This window comes from Lachnoclostridium edouardi, assembly GCF_900240245.1.
GTDB lineage: Bacteria > Bacillota > Clostridia > Lachnospirales > Lachnospiraceae > Lachnoclostridium_A > Lachnoclostridium_A edouardi.
The window spans coordinates 1,461,593-1,482,716 of record NZ_OESQ01000001.1; the positions used below are offsets into that span (position 1 = coordinate 1,461,593).

Here is a 21,124-nt window from a genome sequence, read left to right on the forward strand (position 1 = left end):
TCCCACGTTTTTCAATTAAACTTCAAAGCCATGTCAGGCATTCACTGATATATGCAGCTTATTCAGCTACTGTGATACCCATACTTCTTGCTGTACCTGCGATCATGCTCATAGCAGCTTCCAAGCTGGCTGCATTTAAGTCTGGCATTTTCAGTTCAGCGATCTTCTGAAGTTCTTCCTTGGAAATAGTAGCTACTTTTGTTTTGTTTGGAGTTGCAGAACCAGATTTAAGCTTGCAAGCTTTCTTTAACAAAACAGCAGCTGGAGGAGTCTTTGTAATAAAGCTGAAACTTCTGTCAGCATAAACAGTAATAACAACCGGGATAACTAAGTCTCCCTGGTCTGCTGTTCTTGCATTGAATTCTTTTGTAAACTGTACAATGTTTACACCGTGCTGTCCAAGAGCAGGACCAACTGGTGGAGCTGGTGTAGCCTTTCCAGCAGGAATCTGTAATTTAATATAACCTGTTACTTTCTTTGCCATAGTTAGGCACCTCCTAAATATTGTGGTATTGTCGGGGATTTCCCTCCCACCAGCCTTTCATAAAAAGGCCGATTATTGTTACATTTTCTTCACTTCTGTGAAATTCAGTTCAACCGGGGTTTCACGGCCAAACATCTCAACACTGATTGTAATAGACTTCTTCGCCTCGTTGATGGACTTAATTGCTCCCACTGTGTCCTTCCATGCTCCGGCGATTACAACGATTACATCGCCTACCTCATAGTCTACAGACACCTCTGGCGCCTGGAAGCCCAGGCTTGCAATTTCTTCCTCAGTAAGAGGAACTGGCTTGGAACCCGGACCGACAAATCCTGTCACACCGCGGGTGTTCCTTACAACGTACCAGGTATCGTCATTCATCACCATTTTGATGAGAACATAACCTGGAAACATTTTTTTGTCTGCTTTTTTCTCCACGCCGTTTTTGATCTCAACTACAGGCTGCAGCGGAACGGAAACTTCCAGAATCTGATCCTGAAGATTTCTGTTCTCAATGGTCTTCTCAATGTCCACTTTTACTTTGTTCTCATAACCTGAATAGGTATGCACTACATACCAATGTGCGTCTGCCATATCGTCACCCTTTGCCTTATCGAACCAGGATACGGTCCAGGCCAAATTTAATAATGAAATCCAGGATTGCAATTATTAAGCCTAAAACCACAGATGAAATAAGAACTGCAATCGTCTGTTTTTTCAAAGTATCCTGATTTGGCCAGATAATTTTTTTAAACTCGGACTGCAAACCCTTTATGAAACTCTTTTTAGGAGTCTCGCTGCTTTTTGCTGTATCTCCCATAATCTCACATCCTTTACTGAGCCTGATTACTTAGTTTCCTTGTGTAAAGTATGTGTCTTACAGAATCTGCAGTACTTTTTAGTTTCCATCCTGTCTGGATGAGTCTTCTTATCCTTGGTCATGTTGTAGTTACGTTGTTTGCATTCTGTACATGCCAGTGTAATCTTTGTGCGCACGACTTCCACCTCCACTTAAATTTTCGTTGTTGTTGGGCCTTTTTTAAATTTAAGCATAAAAAAAAGACCTAAGCTCTTCCATTCGCCCGTCCACTATATCACAAATCCCGGATATCGTCAAGGTTTTTCCTATACCATCAGCTGAAAATTATCAATATCTAAATACCTTCCGAATTTTACTCCCACCTGACAAATCCTTCCGCAGAACTGAAAACCAAATCTTTCATGTAAGTGAATGCTGGCCTCATTCCCTGCTGTAATAACAGAGACCACTGTGTGAATTTTAGGATTTTCCCTGGCTTCCTTCAGCACAGCCTCCATCAGCTTTCCGGCAATCCCCTGCTTCCTGTATTCTGAGTGAATATAAACAGATAATTCCACTGTGGCCTCATATGCCTCCTTATCCCGGTAGGGAGATAAGCTGGCATAGCCTGCCACCTTCCCATCCTTTACTGCAACAAGAAGAGGATGAACAGATGAGCTGTGTTCCATAAACCAGCTTTCTCTTTCCTCCTCTGTTTTAGGATAAATGTCAAAGGTAGCCACTCCGTTTTCCACTTCATAATTATAAATATAAGTCAACTCTTTTATGTCTCTTTTTTCTGCTTTTCTGATCATTATATCCATATTTTATTTTTTCCTGCCTGTTTTTCATTTTCCTTATTTTATATTTTCCTTATTATAATTCCTTCTGTCCCTCCTGTCCACTTTTAACAGGCCTTATTTTTCCTGAACTACGGCGTTGCCCCCGTTTTTTATAAAATCAGTGGGGCTGATTCCCGTGTATTTTTTAAATACGCTGCAAAAATACTTGTACTCGCTAAACCCCAGCTGATCAGAGATTTCATATACTCTCATAGTCCCTTTATTTAACAGATGCAAAGACTTTTTAATCCTGTACTGGTTTAAAATATCTACAAATGTAGCGTTTAAGCTGTTTTTTAATCTTCTGCTGAGAAAGCTGGCGCTGATTCCCAGTTCCTCCGCCACTGAATTAATACTAAGTTTTTCTGTATAGTGCAGCTTTATAATTTCATACGTCCCCTTTACATAAGGGTCCATACTGTTTTTGGCGCTGGTAAATATTTTCCACTCCCCGTCTCCAGGCAAAGCTCTTTTATCTGAAAGCTCCTGAAGCTTTTCCATTCTGCGGCCGCTTTCAATTTTCCCTTTAATTTTTTCTATAGCAGCCTCCAACTCCTCCTCGTCTACAGGCTTTAGCAGATAATCAGAAGCCCCCACTTTAAGCGCCTGTTTGGCTAAATTAAATTCAGAATAGCTGGTCAGAATAATGCTGTAAAACTTTTCTTCCATTTGTGCTTTTTCTATCATCTCTAACCCGGACATTTTAGGCATTCTAATATCTGTAAGCACAATGTCCGGCTTTTGTTCACGAATCATCTCAAGGCCCGCTTCCCCGTCCTTTGCCACCCCTGCTATAATACAGCCGTAGTCTAACCAGTTAATAGCAAATTCCAGACCTTTTCTGATAATCTCCTCATCCTCAGCAATTAACACCTTTAATAGCATTTTATCACTCCCCCCTAATTATCATAAACTCCTCATCAGGGTCATTATTATTTACAGGAATAGTGAGAAACACTGTGGTTCCCTCCCCCTGCCTGCTTTCCAGCCTGATTCCCCAGTCCACCCCGTAGACTAAAAGAATTCTCCGGTGAACATTGTACAGTCCAATATGTTCCGACCTGTTTAATCTGGATTTCAAATTTTCCCTCAGACTATTTAACAGCCCCTCCTCAATTCCGCATCCATTATCTTTTATCCGGATTTCCAGCCTGTCCTTCAAAAGCTCTCCCTCAATTATAATTTCCAATCCGTTGTCTTCCTGGAATCCGTATTTAATAGAATTTTCCACTAAAGGCTGAAGAATCATTTTAGGCACTGTCACCAGCTGGTCCTGCTGTTCTATGCAAATCTTATATTTCAATCTGTCTCCGTAACGGTACAGCATAATCTGCAGATATCTGTCCACAAATTCCAGCTCTTCCCTTAACTCTACAGTGTCCCTTTCATGCTGAATGCTGTAGCGCAAAAGCCTGGCTAAGCTTACAATCATTTTTTCTGCCGCTTTAGGCTCAAATTTAATCATATATCGAATAGATTCTAATGTATTAAACAGAAAATGAGGATTAAACTGGGACTCCATAGCCTGAACTGTAGCCGTCATATTTTCCTGAGCCAACTGCTGGTGGCGGCTGATTAAATGGCGCAGGCTGCCTAGCATCATATTAAATGATTTACTGATTACCTCAAACTCATCATTGCTCTGAATGTCTAAGGTTACGTCCAGATCGCCTTTTTCCACCTGGCCTAAAGCCTGGGCCAGCTGGCCTATCATCTCTGTTTTATCCCTGGATATGGTTTTAGCGCTGATTTGAATGGTTATCACCATGGTGACAGAAAGCACTATTACAATGGCAAAGGATATAATAATCAGCTGCATAAACGCAGTACAATCAGAAAAAGCTATAATTTCTGTTTTTTCCTTTAACTGTGTGCTGCTTATATAATAGCAGCGCCCCTTATGCCATTTTATTCCTGAACCGTCTCTTAATTTTTCATCTAATTTGCCTCTGTCATTTTCAAAGGCAAGGCCATTTTCTGAGAAAATGCGGTAAAATCCATTGGTAATAACAATAGACAGCTCCTGATTGCCTAAATAATCGTTAAAGCTGCCGGCAGATATAACAAATCCTCCATATCCCCACTGTCCATTTTCATCTGATATTTTTCTGAAGGCAATGTAAAGAGGAGATGATGTTCTGTTTAAGTTGTAGCTGTCATACATAAAGCGCAGCTCTGTTTTATCCTCATCCCTGCAGATCATGGAAAGCCTGTTTTGTATATACTGAATAATAATAGGGTCCTGCCCTGTGGAAAAAACTACGTCCCCGTTTTGATCAAATAAATAATAATCTCCCCTTAGGCTTTGAGTATTTAAAAATTCATAGATTTCTGAAACAATATCCACTCTATAAGACACAGAGTTCTGAAATTCTCCTAAATTTATACTTTCCCCTATAGAATCAGCCTCTTTTAAATAAGCCTCAGACACTTGAGAAAAGAAATCTGAAAACTCTCTGCAGGATTTCTTATTTTTAGCTGTAATGATGCCCATGCCGATTACAGTAAACGCCAGCACCAGCACTACAATAGATAAAATACAGGGTGCAAGCGCATGAACAACCAGACTTCTTCGGATTTCTTCTTTAAAACTTGTCTGTTTATTCTTGTTCATACACTGCACCCTTAATCATTCAAATATGGTTTTTACTTCCACCTTAGTATATCACAAATTTTCTATGTGGTACATTTTATATTTATTTACATGGTTACGTCTCTGCTGCCTGATACTTTAAAGAATATGAGAAGAGAAATAACCGTGGTGGCCGTCAGCATGGTAGCCAGGGCCGCCGCTGTTCCGTAGCTGGCTCTGATTACTTCATTATAGATCGCTACTGACATGGTTCTGGTGTTGGCTGTGTAAAGCATTACAGAGGAGCTTAACTCATTAATCAGTGTAATCCAGCTTAAAATAGCTCCTGAGGCCACTCCAGGCATCATCATTTTCGCCGTTACCTTTACAAATGATCTGGCGGGAGAATCTCCTAGGCTGATAGCCGCCTCCTCCATACTTGGGCTGATCTGGTAAAGAATGGCTGAACTGGACCGCAAAGTATACGCCTGCCTTCTGATTACCAGGGATATAATGAGTATAATAGACGTACCTGCCAACATTAAAGGCTTATGATTAAACGCAATCAGCAAAGTAATACCTAAAACTGATCCTGGAACAATGTATGGGAACATTGCAATAGTGTCAATCAGGTTGGTCAGCCAGCTTTTTCTCCGCACTGCTAAATAAGCAATCAGCATACCCAGCACCACAATAATCACAATGGCAACCAGACAGTATAAATATGTATTTTTAATAGACTGAATTGCTGTGGAAAAAACCTTCTGGTAGCTTTCCAGAGAAAAGCCTTCCACAAAAACCTGAAGCTTTGTAGCCTTAAAGGAGGTATACACAACCATACACTGAGGGATAATGGAAAATCCTGCTAAAAGGTAAATGTATAAGTGGATTAAAACTCCCTTTATTCCTCCTGCAGCCTTTGGCTGAATCGGTCTGATAGAGCTCATGGAAAATGATTTTGTATTTACATACCATTTCTGGGCCAAAAATACAATAGCTGTTACCATTACCATAATGGTAGCCATGGAAGCTGCAAAGTTAGCGGAACCGCCTGACTCTCCTACAAACTCTGAGTATACCAGGGTAGGCATAACACGATAACCTTCTCCGATTAAGGCCGGTGTTCCAAAGTCTGCCATACAGTTCATAAATACCAGCAAAGCTGCGGCTACTAAAGTGGGGGTTACTAAAGGCATAATAACTGTAAATACCTTTTTCATTCCGCCGCAGCCCAGACTTTCCGCCGCCTCAGAAAGAGCCACGTCAATTTTCTTTAAAGCTCCCGACACATACATGTAAATAAAGGGATACAGCTTCAGGGCAAATACCAGAAGCATACCTCCAAACCCGTATATGGACGGCATGTGGATTCCAAAGGTGTTTTTTAAGAACTGGGTCACTGCTCCGCTTCTTCCCAGTAAAAGAATCCAGGAATAAGCTCCGATAAAGTTAGGGCTCATCATAGAAATAATAAATAAAATCTCTAAAATCCCCTTACCTTTAATTTTATAAAATGACATAAAGTATGCCAAAGGCCCGCCTAAAATGATTGCTACGGCAGTTACGCAGATTGTCAGCTTAAAAGAGTTAAGCAAAGCGCTTGTATAATACTTTTTCTGGAAGAATTTAGTATAATTGGCTATAGTCCAGGCCCCTGTCTCTGTATCTTTAAAACCGCTGAGAAACAGGCTGAGAAGGGGATATACTAAAAATACTGCAAACAGACAGATAATAGCCAGGGTTACTATTGTCCAGAAATCCCATTTAATTTTTCTATTGGTCATATCTCTTCACATCCTTTATCAGACTTTCTTCCATATCCTCAGTAAATACATTAATCTTGTTAGGATTGGGTCTGAGTCTGATAGTTTCTCCCACCTCAAATATTCTATCTACATGCCCCAGATCCTGAGAGTACTCAATACTTGGCTGATCCTCCACAACTGTTTTGTCAGGAAACTCCAGAAAATAATTTGTGTATTTTCCTAAAAATGTTCTGCTTATAATTCTGCATTCCATTCCATTTTCATTCATGGAGAATTCTTCTGGCCTGACAGAAATAATTACCTTTTGTCCATTCTGCACACGGGAATCCAGATTGTTCATAGGCACCTCATATCCGCCATTAAACTGTAAGCTTACGCTGTCTCCGGATTTCTTAACTGTGCCGTAAAATAAGTTGGAGTGCCCGATAAAGGTGGAAACAAATGCATTATAAGGACGGGCGTAAATATCCTGAGGCGTTCCGATCTGCTGAATGATTCCCAGCTTCATAACTGCAATTCTGTCAGAAATAGCCAAAGCCTCCTCCTGATCGTGAGTTACATAAACAGTTGTAATGCCTACCTGCTTCTGCACTTCACGGATGGCGCTTCTCATCTCGATTCTCAGCTTTGCATCCAGGTTAGATAACGGCTCATCCATTAAAAGTACCTGAGGATGAATAACGATCGCCCTGGCCAGAGCAACTCGCTGCTGCTGCCCGCCTGACAGCCTTTCTGGAAGTCTGTCCTGATATTCCTCAATTTTAACTACCTGAAGAATATCGTCCACACTTTTTTTCATCTCATCCTTAGGAATCTTTCTGATTTTCAGTCCGTATTCCACATTTTGACGCACTGTCAAATGAGGAAAGATGGCATAGCTTTGAAATACCATACCAATATTTCTTTTCTGGGCAGGAATCTGATTAATTACCTGGTCGTCAAAGGAAATGGTTCCTCCTTCAATACTGTTAAATCCTGCAATCATACGAAGCAAAGTGGTTTTTCCGCAGCCAGACGGCCCTAAAAGGGTGAAAAATTCCCCGTTTTTAATTTGAGCTGACAAATCTGGTATAATTGTTAAATCCCCATACTTTTTTACTACTTTCTCTATTCCTATTGAAACGCTCATACCTTATCTCTCCCCATTTATGCAGTTTATTCTGTGAAAATATCTTTAAACTGCTCCAGCCATTCTGCTTTGTGCTCTGCAGTATCTGTTTCATCATCTTCAATTACGTGAATATCTTCCATGCTGACCATAACGTCTCCTGAAGGCACGTCTTTGCGGATAGTTCTTCTGTACTGAGTATTATTCATATACTCCTGTACTTCCTGACTTGTAAGCCAATCCAGGAAAATCTGGGCATTTTTCTCATTTGGGCAGCCTTTAATGATGTAAGCGCCGTCGCCTCTGAAAATAACTCCCTCTTCCATGTAAATAGTCTTTACAGGCGCGCCTGCTCCTACGTACTGGGCAGAACCCTGCTCAAAAGTTAATCCTACTGTGTATTCTCCGTCTGCCACTCCTTTATAAACAGCTGAAGAACCGCCTAACAGCTTGCCGTCTAACTGCTGGCAGAACTGCCTTACATATTCCCATCCGTTTTCAGGATTTCCTTCTCCCATAGCGTACAGCATATTTACTAAATGCTCAAAGGATGAGGAGGAAGCCGCAGGATCAGCAAATGCAATTTTTCCCTTTAATTCCGGATTCAGCAAATCCTCGTAGCCGTTGATTTCAATATCTCCGATTAATTCTGTATTTACCATAATAACCGACGGCACTGTGTCAAATCTGGTAAGATTTCCCTCCACATTTTTGTATTCATCGTAAAATGCGTCCTCATTTACACAAGTGTAATCTGCAAAGTATTCGCTTTGATTTTTTACTGTTCCAATGGTGCCGGACCAAAGAATATCTGCCTGTGGATTATCCGCCTCTGTCTGAATCCTTTTCAGGGCGTCTCCTGTTCCCATGGCCAGACACTCTGCGTCAATTCCCGTATCTTCCTCAAACATGGATAACATGGAATCAATCATGGACTCTGTAAGCGGACTGTAAATAATCAGCTTTCCTCCATCCTCTTTGGCCTCTCCTTTATCCTCTGCCTGTGTCTGCCCTCCGTCTGCCTTAGGCGCTTCAGAGCTTCCCCCGCCTCCGCATCCGGCAAGTCCTGCTGCCGCCAAAGAAATACATAATGCTGCTAATGTTCTTTTTTTCATAGTAAAACCCTCCTATTTTTGCTTTCCTCTGAAAATTCAGTATTTCTAGCTTTATTGTACAAAAAAAGCAGGGGGGAAGCCATCCTGCTTTCTGCAAAATTATCCAAAATACTGAACCTTATTTACTTTCCGTATCCAATACAGATACAAATAATATAAACCTCCTTGGCGCCGGCCGTTTTTAAGGCCCTGGTACAGGCTTCCCCTGTGCTCCCTGTAGTATAAATATCATCTACTAAAATAATTGTTTTCACTTCCTCAGGCAATTTTTTAACGCAAAAAGCCTTTTGCAGATTTTTCAGCCTGTCCTCCGGATTTAAATCTTTTTGAGGCTGAGTTCTTTTATTTCTTTTTAATATGTGCCTGTTTACCGGTATTTTAACTCCCGTCCTTTGTTCCAGCTCCTTTGAAATTTTCTCCGCTAAGACCTCCGCCTGATTAAATCCCCTTTCCCTTTTTCTGGAGGGGTGTACAGGGACGGGCACAAAAACATCAGGTTTTATTCTTATCATTTGTTTTTCAAATTTTACCGCAATGGCCATGGCGTAAAAGTCCAAATATTCTTTTTTATTATGATACTTAATTCCGGCCATAGATTTTTTGGCAGCCTCATTATAATTTAATAAAGCCATCCCTTTTTCAAAGGTGCGTTTTCTTCTTGTACAGTCTCTGCAGTACTCTATTCTCTGGCTGATTACTTCCTTGCCGCACTTAAAACATGTTGGGGATTTTGTAAAAGATAATTTGTGAAAACAATCCTGACAAATCAGGCTGCCTCTAAAAGAAATTACGCTGTCGCAGACTGGACAGCGCCTGGGAAAAATTGTCTGGGAAAATAACTGAAGTAGAATATCCAGCCATTTTCCCCAGTATTTATAGAATTGCTTTTTCATAAAAATCACTGTTGTCTTCCTGTTCCTCCTGATACTGTTTTAACTCCCTTAACCTATTTTTTAATCCGGAATACCGCCTTTGCTCTGTTTCATTATTTACCATAGACTGAAAGGTATCTGGCAGACCTACTAAACATACGCAGGCCCTGGCCCTTGTCACTGCCGTATAGATTAAGTTTCTGGTCATTAACATTCTGGGGCCGCTGTACATGGGAATCACTACTGCAGGATACTCGCTTCCCTGGGACTTATGAATAGTAATGGCGTAAGCCAGCTCCAGCTCCTCTAATTGCTTAAAGCTGTAATCCACCATTTTCCCCTCGTCAAACTCTACTGTCAGCTGCTCCGCAAATTTATTGATTTCCCGGATAAGGCCTACGTCCCCGTTAAATACTCCCATGCCGGCCTCTGTAGGAATGCCGTACCGGCTTCTTACTTCCCACTCTATCTGGTAATTATTTTTAATCTGCATCACCTTGTCCCCTACGCGGAACACACAGCCTCCGGCTTCATGCTCTGCTTTTTCCGGGGAAGGCGGATTTAAATACTGCTGCAGAATTTCATTTAACCGCTCCACCCCCAGGGCCCCTTTACGCATTGGGGTCATAATCTGAATATCATAAGGCTGGGCGTTTACATATCCTGGCAGCTTTTCCTTTACAAGGGTTATCATGGCGGTGATAATAGCGTCCGGATGGTCTCTTTTTATAAACAAAAAGTCGTTGCTCCGTTTTCCCAAAGGAATCTGTTCCCCTCCATGGATTTTGTGGGCATTTACAATAATATCGCTTTGAGAGGCCTGGCGGAAAATCCTGGTCAGCTTTACTACGTTAAAACACCCGGAATCAATAATGTCCTTTAGCACATTTCCAGGGCCTACAGACGGCAGCTGGTTTACGTCCCCCACTAAAATCAGACGCGTTCCCACATTTACTGCTTTTAAAAGAGAATGAATGAGAAAAATGTCTACCATAGACATTTCATCAATAATAATTACGTCTGCATCCAGGGGATTTTCCTCATTTCTTTCAAATCTCATACCTGCGCTGTGGTTTTCCTCTGGCCCGCCGGTCAGCTCCAGAAGACGGTGCACCGTTTTAGCTTCCCACCCGGTAGCCTCTGTCATCCTTTTAGCGGCTCTCCCTGTAGGCGCCGCCAGAAGAATCTCCATTCCCTCTTCCTCAAAATACTGAATCATTGTATTAATAATAGTAGTTTTTCCCGTTCCCGGTCCTCCTGTAATGACTACAAGACCGCTGTTTACAGCTTCAATAACAGCCTGAATTTGCTGTTCATCCAGGGAAATCTGCTCTTCCTTCTGAATTCGCTTTAACCGTTTTCTGATTTCCTGCTCCGGCTGGCTGCCCTTAATATTTAAATCCATAAGCATTTTAGCAGAATTTAATTCCATATAATAATATTGGGCGCCGTAAACCAGCCTTTTTTCTTCCTCAGCCTTTACCACAATCTTCTTTTCTATCTGCATGTCCATCAGATGCTTGTCCATAGCCTGAGGCTCCACTCCTAAAAGCTCGGCGGCTCCTGCCAAAAGCTCCTCCTCCGGCAGATATGTATGTCCGTTGTTCACTGCCTGCAGCAATGTATATAAAAGACCGCACTTAATGCGGTAATCTGAGTCTGTGAAAATTCCTACATGTCTGGCAATTTCATCTGCCATTTTAAAGCCTACTCCCGCAATGTCGTCGGCTAACTGATAAGGATTTTCCTCTATAATTCCGTAAAGCCTGGGGCCGTACTGCTGAAAAATTTTCGCAGCCAGATTCATGGAGATTCCGTATTTCTGAAGATAGATCATGGCCTGGCGCATCTCCCTTTTTTCCTCTACCTGCTCTGAAATAGCCATGGCCATTTTTTCACTGATGCCCTTTACCTCAGATAAACGCTCCGGCTCCTCCTCCATAATTCTAAAAGTATCCGCTTTAAAATGGCGGATGATTCTGGCAGCCAAAGCCGGTCCAATCCCTTTTACCGCTCCGGAAGCCAAATATCTTTCCATGGCATAAATGTCCTCAGGCGCCTTAATTTCGTAGCTTTCTACCTGAATCTGCTCCCCATAAATAGGATGCTCTGTTAAAGCTCCTGTGGCCTCCACCATCTCCCCTTCTGCAATAAAATGGAAGGTGCCTACCAGAATGTATTCCTCTCCCTGGGCAGCCAGGCTGAGCACTGTGTACCCGTTGTCCTCGTTGCGGTATTTTATTTTTTCTACAAATCCACAGACTGTAGCCATTGCCCTTCCTCCATTTTATTTTATACTGGTTCTATGGCTGAAATAAAGGAGGGAACCCTGCAAAACGCCGTTTTTTTGCATACAGCGCTTTGCAGCATTCCCTGTCCATTAATATTCCTGCTGTTTTCCGTCTCCGCCGTGAGTGAACTCAATGAACTTGCCTGTCCCAATAGCCACGGCCGTTAAAGGCTCCTCTGCAATCATTGTTGTGATGCCTGTCTTTTCTTCAATCAGAGAATCTAAACCGCTTAAAAGAGCACCGCCGCCTGTAAGCACAATTCCTCTGTCAAAAATATCGGCAGCCAGCTCTGGTGGAGTTCTCTCCAATACATTGTGAACAGCGTCCACAATCTGTAAAGCCGGTTCTCTTAAAGCTTCCAAGGTTTCATCAGATGTAACTACTATGGTTTTTGGTAAACCTGTTACCAGGTTTCGCCCTCTTACCTCCATAGTGAGAACTTCCGGCCTTTTATACGCAGCTCCAATATTAATCTTAATCTCCTCAGCTGTTCTTTCACCGATCAGCAGATTATGTTTTTTTCTCATGTGGCGGACAATCGCCTCGTCAAAATCGTCTCCCGCTACCTTAATGGAAGTGCTGACAACAGTTCCTCCCAGGGAAATTACGGCTATATCTGCTGTACCGCCTCCAATATCCACGATCATGTTTCCGCAGGCCTTGGAAATATCAATGCCAGCTCCAATAGCAGCCGCTACCGGCTCCTCAATAATTGTAACCTCTCTGGCTCCAGCCTGATATGTGGCGTCCTCCACTGCCTTTCTCTCTACCTCTGTAGCCCCGCTGGGGATACAAACGCTGATTCTGGGCTTGCGGAGAGTCCTTTTTCCCACTGCCTTTGTAATAAAATACTTCAGCATCTTTTCTGTCACTGTATAATCTGAAATAACACCCTGACGCAGCGGTCTGACTGCCACAATATTTCCCGGTGTTCTTCCTATCATAAGTCTGGCTTCTTCTCCAATAGCCATAATTTTATTAGTATCGCGGTCTATTGCCACTACGGAAGGTTCCTTTAACACAACGCCTTTTCCTTTAATATAGACAAGGATACTGGCTGTTCCCAAATCAATTCCAATGTCGTTGGACATCATCATATTTCCTATTTCCTCCTGTCTGTTGCTGCTTCTTATTATATACAATCTCAATCTCTTTTTAAAGGGTTTTTTTATTTTTTATTATGTTTATGATTTTTTTATGAATGTGACACATTCCTGTCACAATTTCCCTATATACTCTAAATATGTTATCCAAGAGGATAACAAGCCTTTGTTTCAAGTAATAACTTGAAATCAGAAAGCTTTTTCATACTCATACCGGACGGGTGACCGTCCGGCCCCCCTATAACATTTTCTTATTTATATACCTACCATTCCCAATAACAGAAAGACACTCGCGTCTCCCCCAGACAGCGGGTGTTTTTCTGTTTAAAAATCCAGAAATCCAGTCCGGTTACAGCTTTAAGCTCCACTGGCTGCAGTCCCACACCTCAGTTGCAATATCCTCATAAAACTCCGGCTCATGGCAGATCAAAAGAATACTTCCCTTATACGCTTTTAAAGCTCTTTTCAGTTCTTCTTTAGCGTCCACGTCCAAATGGTTGGTAGGCTCGTCTAAAAGCAGCACATTTGTCTCCCTGTTAATCAATTTGCACAGGCGCACCTTTGCCTGCTCGCCTCCGCTGAGAACCCTTACCTGGCTTTCAATATGCTTTGTTGTCAGACCGCACTTGGCCAGGGCGGACCGCACCTGATATTGAGTATACGAAGGGAACTCCTTCCATATTTCTTCTATACATGTGGTAGTATTTCCCGGAGCCATTTCCTGCTCAAAATATCCTGGATATAAGTAATCTCCCAGCTCTGCTTTTCCATCCAGGGGAGGAATCAGGCCTAAAATGCTTTTCAGCAAAGTGGTTTTTCCAATTCCGTTGGCTCCCCGAAGCACAATCTTGCTCCCCCGCTCCATAGAAAGATTTAAGGGCTTTGACAAAGGCTCGTCATATCCAATAACAAGATCTTTTGTCTCAAATATATATTTTCCCGCCGCCCTGGCCTCCATAAAATGAAACTCCGGCTTTGGCTTTTCTCTGGCCAGCTCAATAACCTCCATTTTATCCAGCTTTTTCTGGCGGGACATAGCCATGTTCCTGGTAGATACCCGGGCTTTATTTCTGGCTACAAAATCCTCCAGCTGCGCAATTTCCTGCTGCTGTCTGCGGTAAGCCGCCTCCAGCTGAGTTTTCTTTACCTCATATACCTCCTGGAACTTATAATAATCTCCCACATAACGGTCCAGCTTCTGATTTTCCATGTGATAAATCAAATTGACCACACTGTTTAAAAACGGGATATCATGGGAAATAAGAATAAATGCATTTTCATATTCCTGAAGATATCTTTTCAGCCACTCAATATGCTCTGCGTCCAAATAGTTGGTAGGCTCGTCTAAAAGAAGAATATCCGGTTTTTCCAAAAGCAGCTTGCCCATAAGCACCTTTGTCCTCTGCCCTCCAGACAGCTGGGAAACATCCTTGTCCAGGCCGATGTCGTTTAACCCTAAGGCTCTGGCTACCTCCTCCACCTTAGAATCTATAATATAAAAATCATGGGCCATAAGCAGATCCTGAATAGTTCCCAGCTCTTCCATCATGGAGGTCATTTCTTCTTCTGAGGCCTCCCCCATTTTGTCACAGATTTCATTCATCTGCGCTTCCATTTCAAACAAAAATTCAAATGCGTTTTTTAGTACGTCTCTGATAGTCATTCCCTTTTCCAGCGCTGCGTGCTGGTCCAGATAACCTACACGTACATTTTTAGACCATTCTACTTTTCCCTCGTCAGGCATCAGCTTATCTGTAATAATGCTCATAAAAGTAGATTTTCCCTCTCCGTTTGCTCCAACAAGCCCAATGTGCTCTCCCTTTAACAGTCTAAAAGACACATCCTGAAAAATAGCCCTGTCGCCAAACCCATGGCTCAGGTGCTCTACATTTAAAATACTCATATATAAACTCCTTTATTTTCCAGCTAATTATACTGTCAGTGTAAAAGGGACACTGATGGTAATCATTCTACATGACAATGAGAATTAAAGCAAGTAAATGTAAAATATGTGGTATAATAGGAATACTTGGCCAGATTTCCCACCAGCCTTGTAAGAATACTATAGATAACGACTTACAGAAAGGACTTGCTTATGTATCATTATTCTTTTCTCCAATGGCTTGCATTTTTTTACATTTATTCATTTTTCGGCTGGATATTTGAATCTTCTTATGTGTCTGTCAAAAACCGCCGTCTGGTAAACAGAGGCTTTCTCAGACTGCCTCTTCTGCCCCTTTACGGCACAGGCGCCGTTATGATGCTGTGGGTTTCCCTGCCTGTGCAGAACCATCTTTTTCTGGTGTATATTTCCGGAGTTATTGCAGCTACAATTTTAGAGTATATTACAGGCTGTGTGATGGAACATTTATTTAAAATTAAATATTGGGATTACAGTGACCAGCGCTTTCAATATAAAGGCTATATATGCCTAAGCTCCTCTATTGCCTGGGGTTTTTTAACAATTCTGCTTACAGAAATCCTGCATCGTCCTGTTTCAGACCTGGTGCTTCACCTGACTCTTCCGGAGCTGACTGCCGGAGTATGTATAATCAGTGTTTTCTTTGTCTGCGATACCTTCCAGTCAGTCCGGGAGGCCTTAAAGCTGGGACAGACTTTGGAGTCTTTAACGCAGCTTAAAACAGAGCTGGAAGAGCTTCAGGTTCAGTTAGCTCTCCTCAAGGCTGAAACAACCGCCAAATTATCTCAGGCCAAGGAAGACCGTATGGAAGATTTGAATCTGCGCATTCAGCATCTTACAAATAAGCGAAGGGAATTTACGTCTCATATCAGCTTTTATCACCGCGGTCTTTTAAAAGGAAATCCTTCTGCCGTGTCCAAACGTTTTAATGCGGCATTGTTGGAGCTAAAAGATTTTGCAGCAAAGCGCAGAACCCCTAAATAGGGGAACTGCGCTTTACGTTTTGTTATTCTCCGGCCTTCAGCCGCTCTTTTACGTGCTCTGTACTATCCAGTTTATACGAAGCCTTTACCATTTCCTCCTGCTCTGTATACCTGGTATCTGATTTTACTATTTCTATCTGAAGATTTCCGTTTCCGTCATTGTAAGCCTTCAGACATTCATATTCTTTCGCAGAGTAGGGATCTTTGCTGAAAATCACCGTTTCATTTCCCTCCTCCAATCTGGCGTATCTGATTTCTGGCTCTGTGCTCATAAAGTAAAAGGTGCCGTCGTAAACAGTCAGCAGACTTCCGTCAATATCTCCGATTTTCTCTATTGTTCTTAAATCCGGGGTGGCCCTGTAAATGGGGCGCGGGAATTCTCCTGCGTTTGTCCATCCCTCAAAATATACATATCCATTGTCTGTACACAGCTGGTGGAACACACCATAAGGCATTCTGTCCTCCCCTGCTGTCTGGCGGTCGCTGCCGTCCAGGTTAATGCTAATTAGTCTGGAGTCTTTCATAGCCTGAGCGCTGTCGTCCTTCATTCCAGGATAAATCAGCCGTCCCCCGGCTAAAGCCACCCGAAAGGTCTGATCTGAAGCTTCTGGCCCTTGTGTGCTGCCTGCCACTAAGGTATCTAACACCTCCACACTTCCATTACCTGTTGTTCTTATTATTTCTTTTCTTAAAGGCCCCCCGCCATCTCCTGTTTTTTCTTCATGGATTCTCAGGAAATAATCATATCCCTGATAGGTAAATAAAAACTCTCTTACATCTTCCTGATACTCTGTCTCCTGTCCGTCTCCGTGAAACAAATAGGCCTGAGTCATACTGTGGGTTTCTAGGTCTACATCTGAGAACCACAAATCCAGCGCCCTGTTTCCATATGCCGCCAGCACTCCCAAATGCTCTCCTTCCATTAAATACACTCCGTAATCATAAGGCATCCCCTTTTCCTTTGTCTCTTCATTTTCCAGGATCTGAAACCGTTTGTCCGGACCTACTGACTCAGGCTCAGGCAGCGCATTCATCAAATCTATAAAGTCCTCTCCCTGCCAAAGCTGTTTTGTATCGTAATCATAGTAGTAGGGCTCCCCTTCCCAGCCAGTATCTGTTTTATTTCCTATAAAGATTCCTGTGCTGCCGGCGATTACCCTGGTACTTTTTCCGTCCCCCATATAGTCAGAATCCACCTTCTTCATATCTATAGAATGGGCTTCCTGCCATTTTCCGTTTTGCTTCTCATACACAAAAATTCCCCATGGACCGTGAAATACCATTTGTCCCTGAACCTGGGAAACATAATCTAAGGAAACGTCTCTTTCTGTTTGATTCATTGTCACATTAGCCAGGTCAGCTCTGTCTACAGGGCTGTATTCTACAGACTGATCATCATCTGAAATTTTTCCTGCCAAAAATATAGAAGTTGGGCCGTCGGCTCCTCCTATAATGGAAATAGCCTGGGAATTTTCTTCTGCTGCAGTGCCTTCTGGATTTGTCAGCAATGTGCACCCTGCCAGGCCTAAAAGTATAAAAGCTCCTGACGTAATTCCCGCAGCCGGTTTTTTATATTTCAGAATATTTTTAATTCTGGATTTTGTATGGCTTTCCCCAAAAGCCAGGGATAAAAGCCCGCTGCTTTTCTCCGCAAACCGCAGCAATGTTTCCGAATATTCCTTTTTTCTGTCTTTCCCCAATTCTTTTACCACCCTTTCATCGCATGACATTTCCATGTCCTTACACATGAAATAGTAAGATACCCATATTACCGGATTAAACCAATGTATTGTCAGGGCTATAAATCCTGCTATCTTAAATAAATAATCTTTTCTTCTGATATGCACCCTTTCATGGGCCAGCACATATATTTTTTCTTCTTCCTCCAGTCCCTCAGGAAGGTAAATCCTGGGCTTAAATATACCTGCCACCAAAGGGGAGGCTATATAAGGAGAAATATAAACATTTTCATCTTCCCCTGAAACCTTCACTGCTGTAGACAGCTTTTTCATTAATCTTCTGTAGCTGATAAACTGGCCTCCGAAAAATAAGATTACTCCCACGGCCCAAATTACTTTTCCTACCTCCAGCCATATCTGCAAAGGGGAAGCCGAAGTTTCCGGTTTTATTGAGGCAGTTTGCTCCAGCATGTGATTTACAGGCTGATCCAGAAAGAAAATTCCGGATTTCACCTCAGGCACCGCCTCATATATCATCTCCTGCTTTACCGGCTCCGGATTTACAGGAAGCAGGCTGAAGGGCGATTCTAAAGTAAAGGGGCAGAACAAGCGAAACAGCACAAGGCTCCACAGGGCATACGCATATATTTTAGGCATCCCTTTCATAACCAGTCTGAGAAGCCATACAGCCAGGGCCACGCAGCCTCCTGTAAAGCTAAGATTTAAAAGGACGATCATCCAGTTCCCCTCAAATATCCAAGTCATTCCTCCACCTCCTCTATCATTTTTTTAATTTCCTCCGCCTCTTTTTTAGACAGCTTTCTGTCCTTGAGAAATAAAGTAAGGAACGCAGGCAGTGAACCTCCAAAGCTTTTATCCAACAAAACCTGACTTTCGTATCTTTGTACCTGCTCCCTGGCAATTAAAGCCTGAACTACTGCGTGATCATTTTCCACAAAACCTCTTTCCACCAATTTTTTAAGCACTGTATAGCATGTAGACTTTTTCCATCCTAGCTCCTGGAAAGCTTTTTTGGCAAGATCCATAGACCGCACCGGCTCCATATCCCAAATTAATTCCATAAAACGATACTCTGCATCAAATAATCTTAATTCTTCCATATTATCACTCCCCCGTGAAAGGATATTGGTCTATTAAAATAGTCCTACTTTTATTATCAGTCTATCACAGTAGTCCTGAAAAAGCAATAGCTTCGCCCTCTCAAACTTTAAAATTTCTGTTGACAAATATGTTTTTCTTGCATATTATATTTTTATAATAGTTATAATAATTATAAAAATAATAAATTTTATAAAATCAGATTGGAGAAATTTATGAAAGATACATCTGAAATTAAAAGAAGTAATCAGCAGCTGGTGCGCCGCACCTTACACACCCTGGGCCAGGGCACAAAGCTGGATGTTTCTAATGCTTCCGGTCTCAGCGTTGCCACATGCAATACAATTCTCAACCAGCTGGAGGCTGACGGAGCCGTTTACACCCAGGATATCCGCTCCCCTCAGGTAGGAAGAAAAGCCAAGGTATACACATTAAATTATAATTACCGCTATTATCTGTGCATGTATTTTACTATCAGCGGCAATGACCAGCACATATGCTGGTCCGTAGTAAATATGGCCGGGTCAACAGTAGAAGAAGAAAAAAAACAATATGAGCAGATTACTTTGGACTTGATTACTTCCCACATAAGGGACCTGACTGACCGCTTCTCCTCTATCTGCTGTATTAGCCTTGGCATCCCCGGCTTTGCAAAGGACGGCCATATTCTCCACTGCGATATTACATCCTTAACAGGAGTATCTATCACCTCCTGTTTGGAAAATATTTTTCAAATACCGGTTTCTGTGGAAAATGACCTGCACATGATGACCTACGGCTGCTATCAAACAGAATATGTGAAACAGACCGACCCTTCCGGTCAAATTCTGGCTATGATGTTATTTCAAAAGCACATATGTCCTGGAGCCGGTGTTGTAGCCGGAGGGAAAATATTAAAAGGAATGAGTAATTTTTCCGGAGAAATCAGCTTTCTTCCTTATGATGAATCCAGGAAACAGCAGGAACAGGCTATGACAGAAGAGCTATATCTTCCCTGGGCAGCCAAGGCTGCGGCTGCTGTGATCACAGTTTTAAATCCAAGTATTATTGTGCTTACAGGCAGCATCACAAAAGAAGCTGACTGCCGGAGTTTAAAGGAGCTTTGCAGAAAATATATTCCAGAAGAGCATCTGCCGGAATTTGTTTACGTTAAAAATCACCATCAGTACTATGTATACGGCCTGTTTTCAATGGCCAGGGAATTATCAGAACGAAAGGAAGTTTAAATTATGAATCCTAAATATAAACGGACCTTGTACGCCTGCTATATAGGCTACATTACACAGGCAGTTGTAAATAATATTGCTTTGCTTTTATTTGTTACCTTTCAAAACGAATTTCAGCTGTCCCTGGAACAAATAGGTTTTTTAGTTACCTACAACTTTTCTGTCCAAATGGCCATTGACTTTATATCAGCCAAGTATGTAGACGCATGGGGATATAAGGCCTCTGCAGTAGCTGCTCATATATTTGCTGCAATCGGGCTTGTGGCCCTGGGCACATTTCCCTATTTGTTCCCAAGCCCTTACATAGGACTTTTAGCCGCCTTCACTCTTTCTGGTCTAGGCGGAGGATTAATTGAAGTATTAATCAGCCCTATTGTAGAAGCCCTGCCTACAGATAATAAGTCTTCCGAAATGAGCCTTCTCCACTCCTTTTACTGTTGGGGATATGTAGGCGTGGTTCTCCTTGCCACCTTGTATTTTAAAATAGCGGGAATAGAAAACTGGCGCTACCTTTTGTTTCTTATGGCTCTCATCCCTGTTTTTAATACCTTTTATTTTATAAAAGCGCCTGTGCGGGTATTAGTAAAAGCAGAGCATTCTCTGTCTGTAAGAAAGCTGGCTTCTATGAAATTATTCTGGCTGTTCTTTCTTTTAATGATCTGCTCAGGAGCTGCGGAGCAGGCTATGAATCAGTGGTCCTCTTACTTTGCAGAAAGCGGCCTGCAGGTTTCTAAAACTGCAGGCGATCTATTAGGCCCATGTATGTTTGCTGTTTTAATGGGAATATCCAGAACCTTTTACGGCAAATACGGAGATAAAATAGATTTGAAATTATTTATTACAGGCAGCAGCGCCTTATGTGTAACCAGCTATCTTTTGGCTGTATTCTCCCCAAATCCTTTATTATCCCTGGCCGGCTGCGGTTTATGCGGCCTGTCTGTAGGTATTATGTGGCCCGGAGTTTTCAGCCTGGCGGCCTCCCACTGTCCTCAGGGCGGCACTGCTATGTTTGCCTTTTTAGCCCTGGCCGGGGATATTGGCTGCGGAAGCGGCCCTGCAGTCGTAGGCAGTATTGCCGACCAGTTTGGGGGAAATATAAAAGCCGGTTTAGCTGCAGCCATTCTATTTCCGGCCTTACTTATGATTTGCGTAAACTTCCTCAGAAGAAAAGAGTAAAAGGAAAAGAATCAAAAAAGCCTTCTGGCATCTATGTGAAAAAATGTATACACATAATACCGGAAGGC

The 21,124-nt window shown here is 42.3% G+C and carries 19 protein-coding genes; 3 read left to right on the forward strand and 16 right to left on the reverse strand.

The features are described from left to right. Nucleotides 1-58 precede the first annotated feature (58 nt). The 14 genes from rplK to C1A07_RS06830 form a co-directional block, all read right to left on the reverse strand. Nucleotides 59-484: a 50S ribosomal protein L11 gene (gene rplK / locus C1A07_RS06765; protein ID WP_101876441.1), complete on the reverse strand. Its 426-nt coding sequence runs from the start codon at nt 482-484 to the stop codon at nt 59-61. Nucleotides 485-562: 78 nt separating this feature from the next. Then, on the reverse strand, nt 563-1,078 hold the full coding sequence (nusG, locus tag C1A07_RS06770; protein WP_101876442.1) for a transcription termination/antitermination protein NusG: 516 nt from the start codon (nt 1,076-1,078) through the stop codon (nt 563-565). A gap of 16 nt (nt 1,079-1,094) precedes the next feature. Continuing rightward, nucleotides 1,095-1,304, reverse strand: coding sequence for a preprotein translocase subunit SecE (gene secE / locus C1A07_RS06775; protein WP_101876443.1), 210 nt, complete (start codon nt 1,302-1,304; stop codon nt 1,095-1,097). A gap of 26 nt (nt 1,305-1,330) precedes the next feature. Further along, nucleotides 1,331-1,480: a 50S ribosomal protein L33 gene (gene rpmG / locus C1A07_RS06780; protein WP_080552267.1), complete on the reverse strand. Its 150-nt coding sequence runs from the start codon at nt 1,478-1,480 to the stop codon at nt 1,331-1,333. Between the two features lie 129 nt (nt 1,481-1,609). Next, nucleotides 1,610-2,107 carry a GNAT family N-acetyltransferase gene (locus C1A07_RS06785; RefSeq protein ID WP_330399452.1) on the reverse strand — a complete coding sequence of 166 codons (498 nt, stop codon included), beginning with the start codon at nt 2,105-2,107 and terminating at the stop codon, nt 1,610-1,612. Nucleotides 2,108-2,200: 93 nt separating this feature from the next. Then, nucleotides 2,201-3,010 carry a response regulator transcription factor gene (locus C1A07_RS06790; protein ID WP_101876444.1) on the reverse strand — a complete coding sequence of 270 codons (810 nt, stop codon included), beginning with the start codon at nt 3,008-3,010 and terminating at the stop codon, nt 2,201-2,203. A 4-nt stretch (nt 3,011-3,014) separates the two neighbouring features. Continuing rightward, the gene (locus tag C1A07_RS06795) at nt 3,015-4,739 is read right to left on the reverse strand and encodes a sensor histidine kinase (RefSeq protein WP_101876445.1); all 1,725 of its coding nucleotides are present in this window, start codon (nt 4,737-4,739) and stop codon (nt 3,015-3,017) included. Between the two features lie 86 nt (nt 4,740-4,825). After that, nucleotides 4,826-6,481: an ABC transporter permease gene (locus C1A07_RS06800; protein WP_101876446.1), complete on the reverse strand. Its 1,656-nt coding sequence runs from the start codon at nt 6,479-6,481 to the stop codon at nt 4,826-4,828. Then, entirely contained in the window at nt 6,471-7,592 is a 1,122-nt protein-coding gene (locus C1A07_RS06805; protein WP_101876447.1) for an ABC transporter ATP-binding protein, read from the reverse strand. Before C1A07_RS06805 ends, C1A07_RS06800 begins: the two co-directional genes overlap by 11 nt. Nucleotides 7,593-7,618: 26 nt before the next feature. Further along, nucleotides 7,619-8,686, reverse strand: coding sequence for an extracellular solute-binding protein (locus C1A07_RS06810; protein ID WP_101876448.1), 1,068 nt, complete (start codon nt 8,684-8,686; stop codon nt 7,619-7,621). 122 nt (nt 8,687-8,808) lie between these two features. Next, the gene (locus tag C1A07_RS06815) at nt 8,809-9,579 is read right to left on the reverse strand and encodes a ComF family protein (protein WP_101878070.1); all 771 of its coding nucleotides are present in this window, start codon (nt 9,577-9,579) and stop codon (nt 8,809-8,811) included. Continuing rightward, nucleotides 9,560-11,830 carry an SF1B family DNA helicase RecD2 gene (gene recD2 / locus C1A07_RS06820; protein ID WP_101876449.1) on the reverse strand — a complete coding sequence of 757 codons (2,271 nt, stop codon included), beginning with the start codon at nt 11,828-11,830 and terminating at the stop codon, nt 9,560-9,562. The genes C1A07_RS06815 and recD2 overlap by 20 nt, the downstream gene beginning before the upstream one ends. A 108-nt stretch (nt 11,831-11,938) precedes the next feature. Further along, nucleotides 11,939-12,946, reverse strand: a complete 1,008-nt coding sequence (gene mreB, locus C1A07_RS06825) for a rod shape-determining protein (protein WP_101878071.1) — start codon at nt 12,944-12,946, stop codon at nt 11,939-11,941. Nucleotides 12,947-13,301: 355 nt separating this feature from the next. After that, a complete protein-coding gene (locus tag C1A07_RS06830) occupies nt 13,302-14,855 on the reverse strand; it encodes an ABC-F family ATP-binding cassette domain-containing protein (RefSeq protein WP_101876450.1) in 1,554 nt (517 codons plus the stop codon). 192 nt (nt 14,856-15,047) lie between these two features. Here C1A07_RS06830 and C1A07_RS06835 point away from each other — a divergent pair, with 192 nt between their 5' ends. Continuing rightward, entirely contained in the window at nt 15,048-15,857 is an 810-nt protein-coding gene (locus C1A07_RS06835) for a putative ABC transporter permease (RefSeq protein WP_101876451.1), read from the forward strand. A gap of 22 nt (nt 15,858-15,879) precedes the next feature. Here C1A07_RS06835 and C1A07_RS06840 read toward each other — a convergent pair whose 3' ends face one another. After that, complete coding sequence (locus C1A07_RS06840; RefSeq protein ID WP_101876452.1) at nt 15,880-18,300, reverse strand: M56 family metallopeptidase; 2,421 nt, start codon at nt 18,298-18,300, stop codon at nt 15,880-15,882. Further along, complete coding sequence (locus C1A07_RS06845) at nt 18,297-18,656, reverse strand: BlaI/MecI/CopY family transcriptional regulator (RefSeq protein ID WP_101876453.1); 360 nt, start codon at nt 18,654-18,656, stop codon at nt 18,297-18,299. The genes C1A07_RS06840 and C1A07_RS06845 overlap by 4 nt, the downstream gene beginning before the upstream one ends. A gap of 213 nt (nt 18,657-18,869) precedes the next feature. Between C1A07_RS06845 and C1A07_RS06850 the strand changes: the two genes are divergently transcribed. Together C1A07_RS06850 and C1A07_RS06855 are read left to right on the forward strand one after the other, a co-directional pair. Beyond that, nucleotides 18,870-19,880 carry an ROK family protein gene (locus C1A07_RS06850; RefSeq protein ID WP_101876454.1) on the forward strand — a complete coding sequence of 337 codons (1,011 nt, stop codon included), beginning with the start codon at nt 18,870-18,872 and terminating at the stop codon, nt 19,878-19,880. Nucleotides 19,881-19,883: 3 nt separating this feature from the next. Continuing rightward, nucleotides 19,884-21,056: an MFS transporter gene (locus C1A07_RS06855; RefSeq protein ID WP_101876455.1), complete on the forward strand. Its 1,173-nt coding sequence runs from the start codon at nt 19,884-19,886 to the stop codon at nt 21,054-21,056. The last annotated feature ends 68 nt before the right edge of the window (nt 21,057-21,124 follow it).

What these genes read in the sequence shown, in the direction of transcription:
- nusG (WP_101876442.1), bottom strand. Translation starts at nt 1,078, where the DNA reads ATGGCAGACGCACATTGGTATGTAGTGCATACCTATTCAGGTTATGAG.
- C1A07_RS06830 (WP_101876450.1), bottom strand. Translation starts at nt 14,855, where the DNA reads ATGAGTATTTTAAATGTAGAGCACCTGAGCCATGGGTTTGGCGACAGG.
- C1A07_RS06855 (WP_101876455.1), top strand. Translation starts at nt 19,884, where the DNA reads ATGAATCCTAAATATAAACGGACCTTGTACGCCTGCTATATAGGCTAC.
- C1A07_RS06835 (WP_101876451.1), top strand. Translation starts at nt 15,048, where the DNA reads ATGTATCATTATTCTTTTCTCCAATGGCTTGCATTTTTTTACATTTAT.
- C1A07_RS06800 (WP_101876446.1), bottom strand. Translation starts at nt 6,481, where the DNA reads ATGACCAATAGAAAAATTAAATGGGATTTCTGGACAATAGTAACCCTG.
- C1A07_RS06850 (WP_101876454.1), top strand. Translation starts at nt 18,870, where the DNA reads ATGAAAGATACATCTGAAATTAAAAGAAGTAATCAGCAGCTGGTGCGC.
- C1A07_RS06810 (WP_101876448.1), bottom strand. Translation starts at nt 8,686, where the DNA reads ATGAAAAAAAGAACATTAGCAGCATTATGTATTTCTTTGGCGGCAGCA.
- rplK (WP_101876441.1), bottom strand. Translation starts at nt 484, where the DNA reads ATGGCAAAGAAAGTAACAGGTTATATTAAATTACAGATTCCTGCTGGA.
- C1A07_RS06845 (WP_101876453.1), bottom strand. Translation starts at nt 18,656, where the DNA reads ATGGAAGAATTAAGATTATTTGATGCAGAGTATCGTTTTATGGAATTA.
- C1A07_RS06840 (WP_101876452.1), bottom strand. Translation starts at nt 18,300, where the DNA reads ATGACTTGGATATTTGAGGGGAACTGGATGATCGTCCTTTTAAATCTT.
- mreB (WP_101878071.1), bottom strand. Translation starts at nt 12,946, where the DNA reads ATGATGATGTCCAACGACATTGGAATTGATTTGGGAACAGCCAGTATC.
- C1A07_RS06785 (WP_330399452.1), bottom strand. Translation starts at nt 2,107, where the DNA reads ATGGATATAATGATCAGAAAAGCAGAAAAAAGAGACATAAAAGAGTTG.
- C1A07_RS06815 (WP_101878070.1), bottom strand. Translation starts at nt 9,579, where the DNA reads ATGAAAAAGCAATTCTATAAATACTGGGGAAAATGGCTGGATATTCTA.
- C1A07_RS06805 (WP_101876447.1), bottom strand. Translation starts at nt 7,592, where the DNA reads ATGAGCGTTTCAATAGGAATAGAGAAAGTAGTAAAAAAGTATGGGGAT.
- secE (WP_101876443.1), bottom strand. Translation starts at nt 1,304, where the DNA reads ATGGGAGATACAGCAAAAAGCAGCGAGACTCCTAAAAAGAGTTTCATA.
- C1A07_RS06790 (WP_101876444.1), bottom strand. Translation starts at nt 3,010, where the DNA reads ATGCTATTAAAGGTGTTAATTGCTGAGGATGAGGAGATTATCAGAAAA.
- recD2 (WP_101876449.1), bottom strand. Translation starts at nt 11,830, where the DNA reads ATGGCTACAGTCTGTGGATTTGTAGAAAAAATAAAATACCGCAACGAG.
- C1A07_RS06795 (WP_101876445.1), bottom strand. Translation starts at nt 4,739, where the DNA reads ATGAACAAGAATAAACAGACAAGTTTTAAAGAAGAAATCCGAAGAAGT.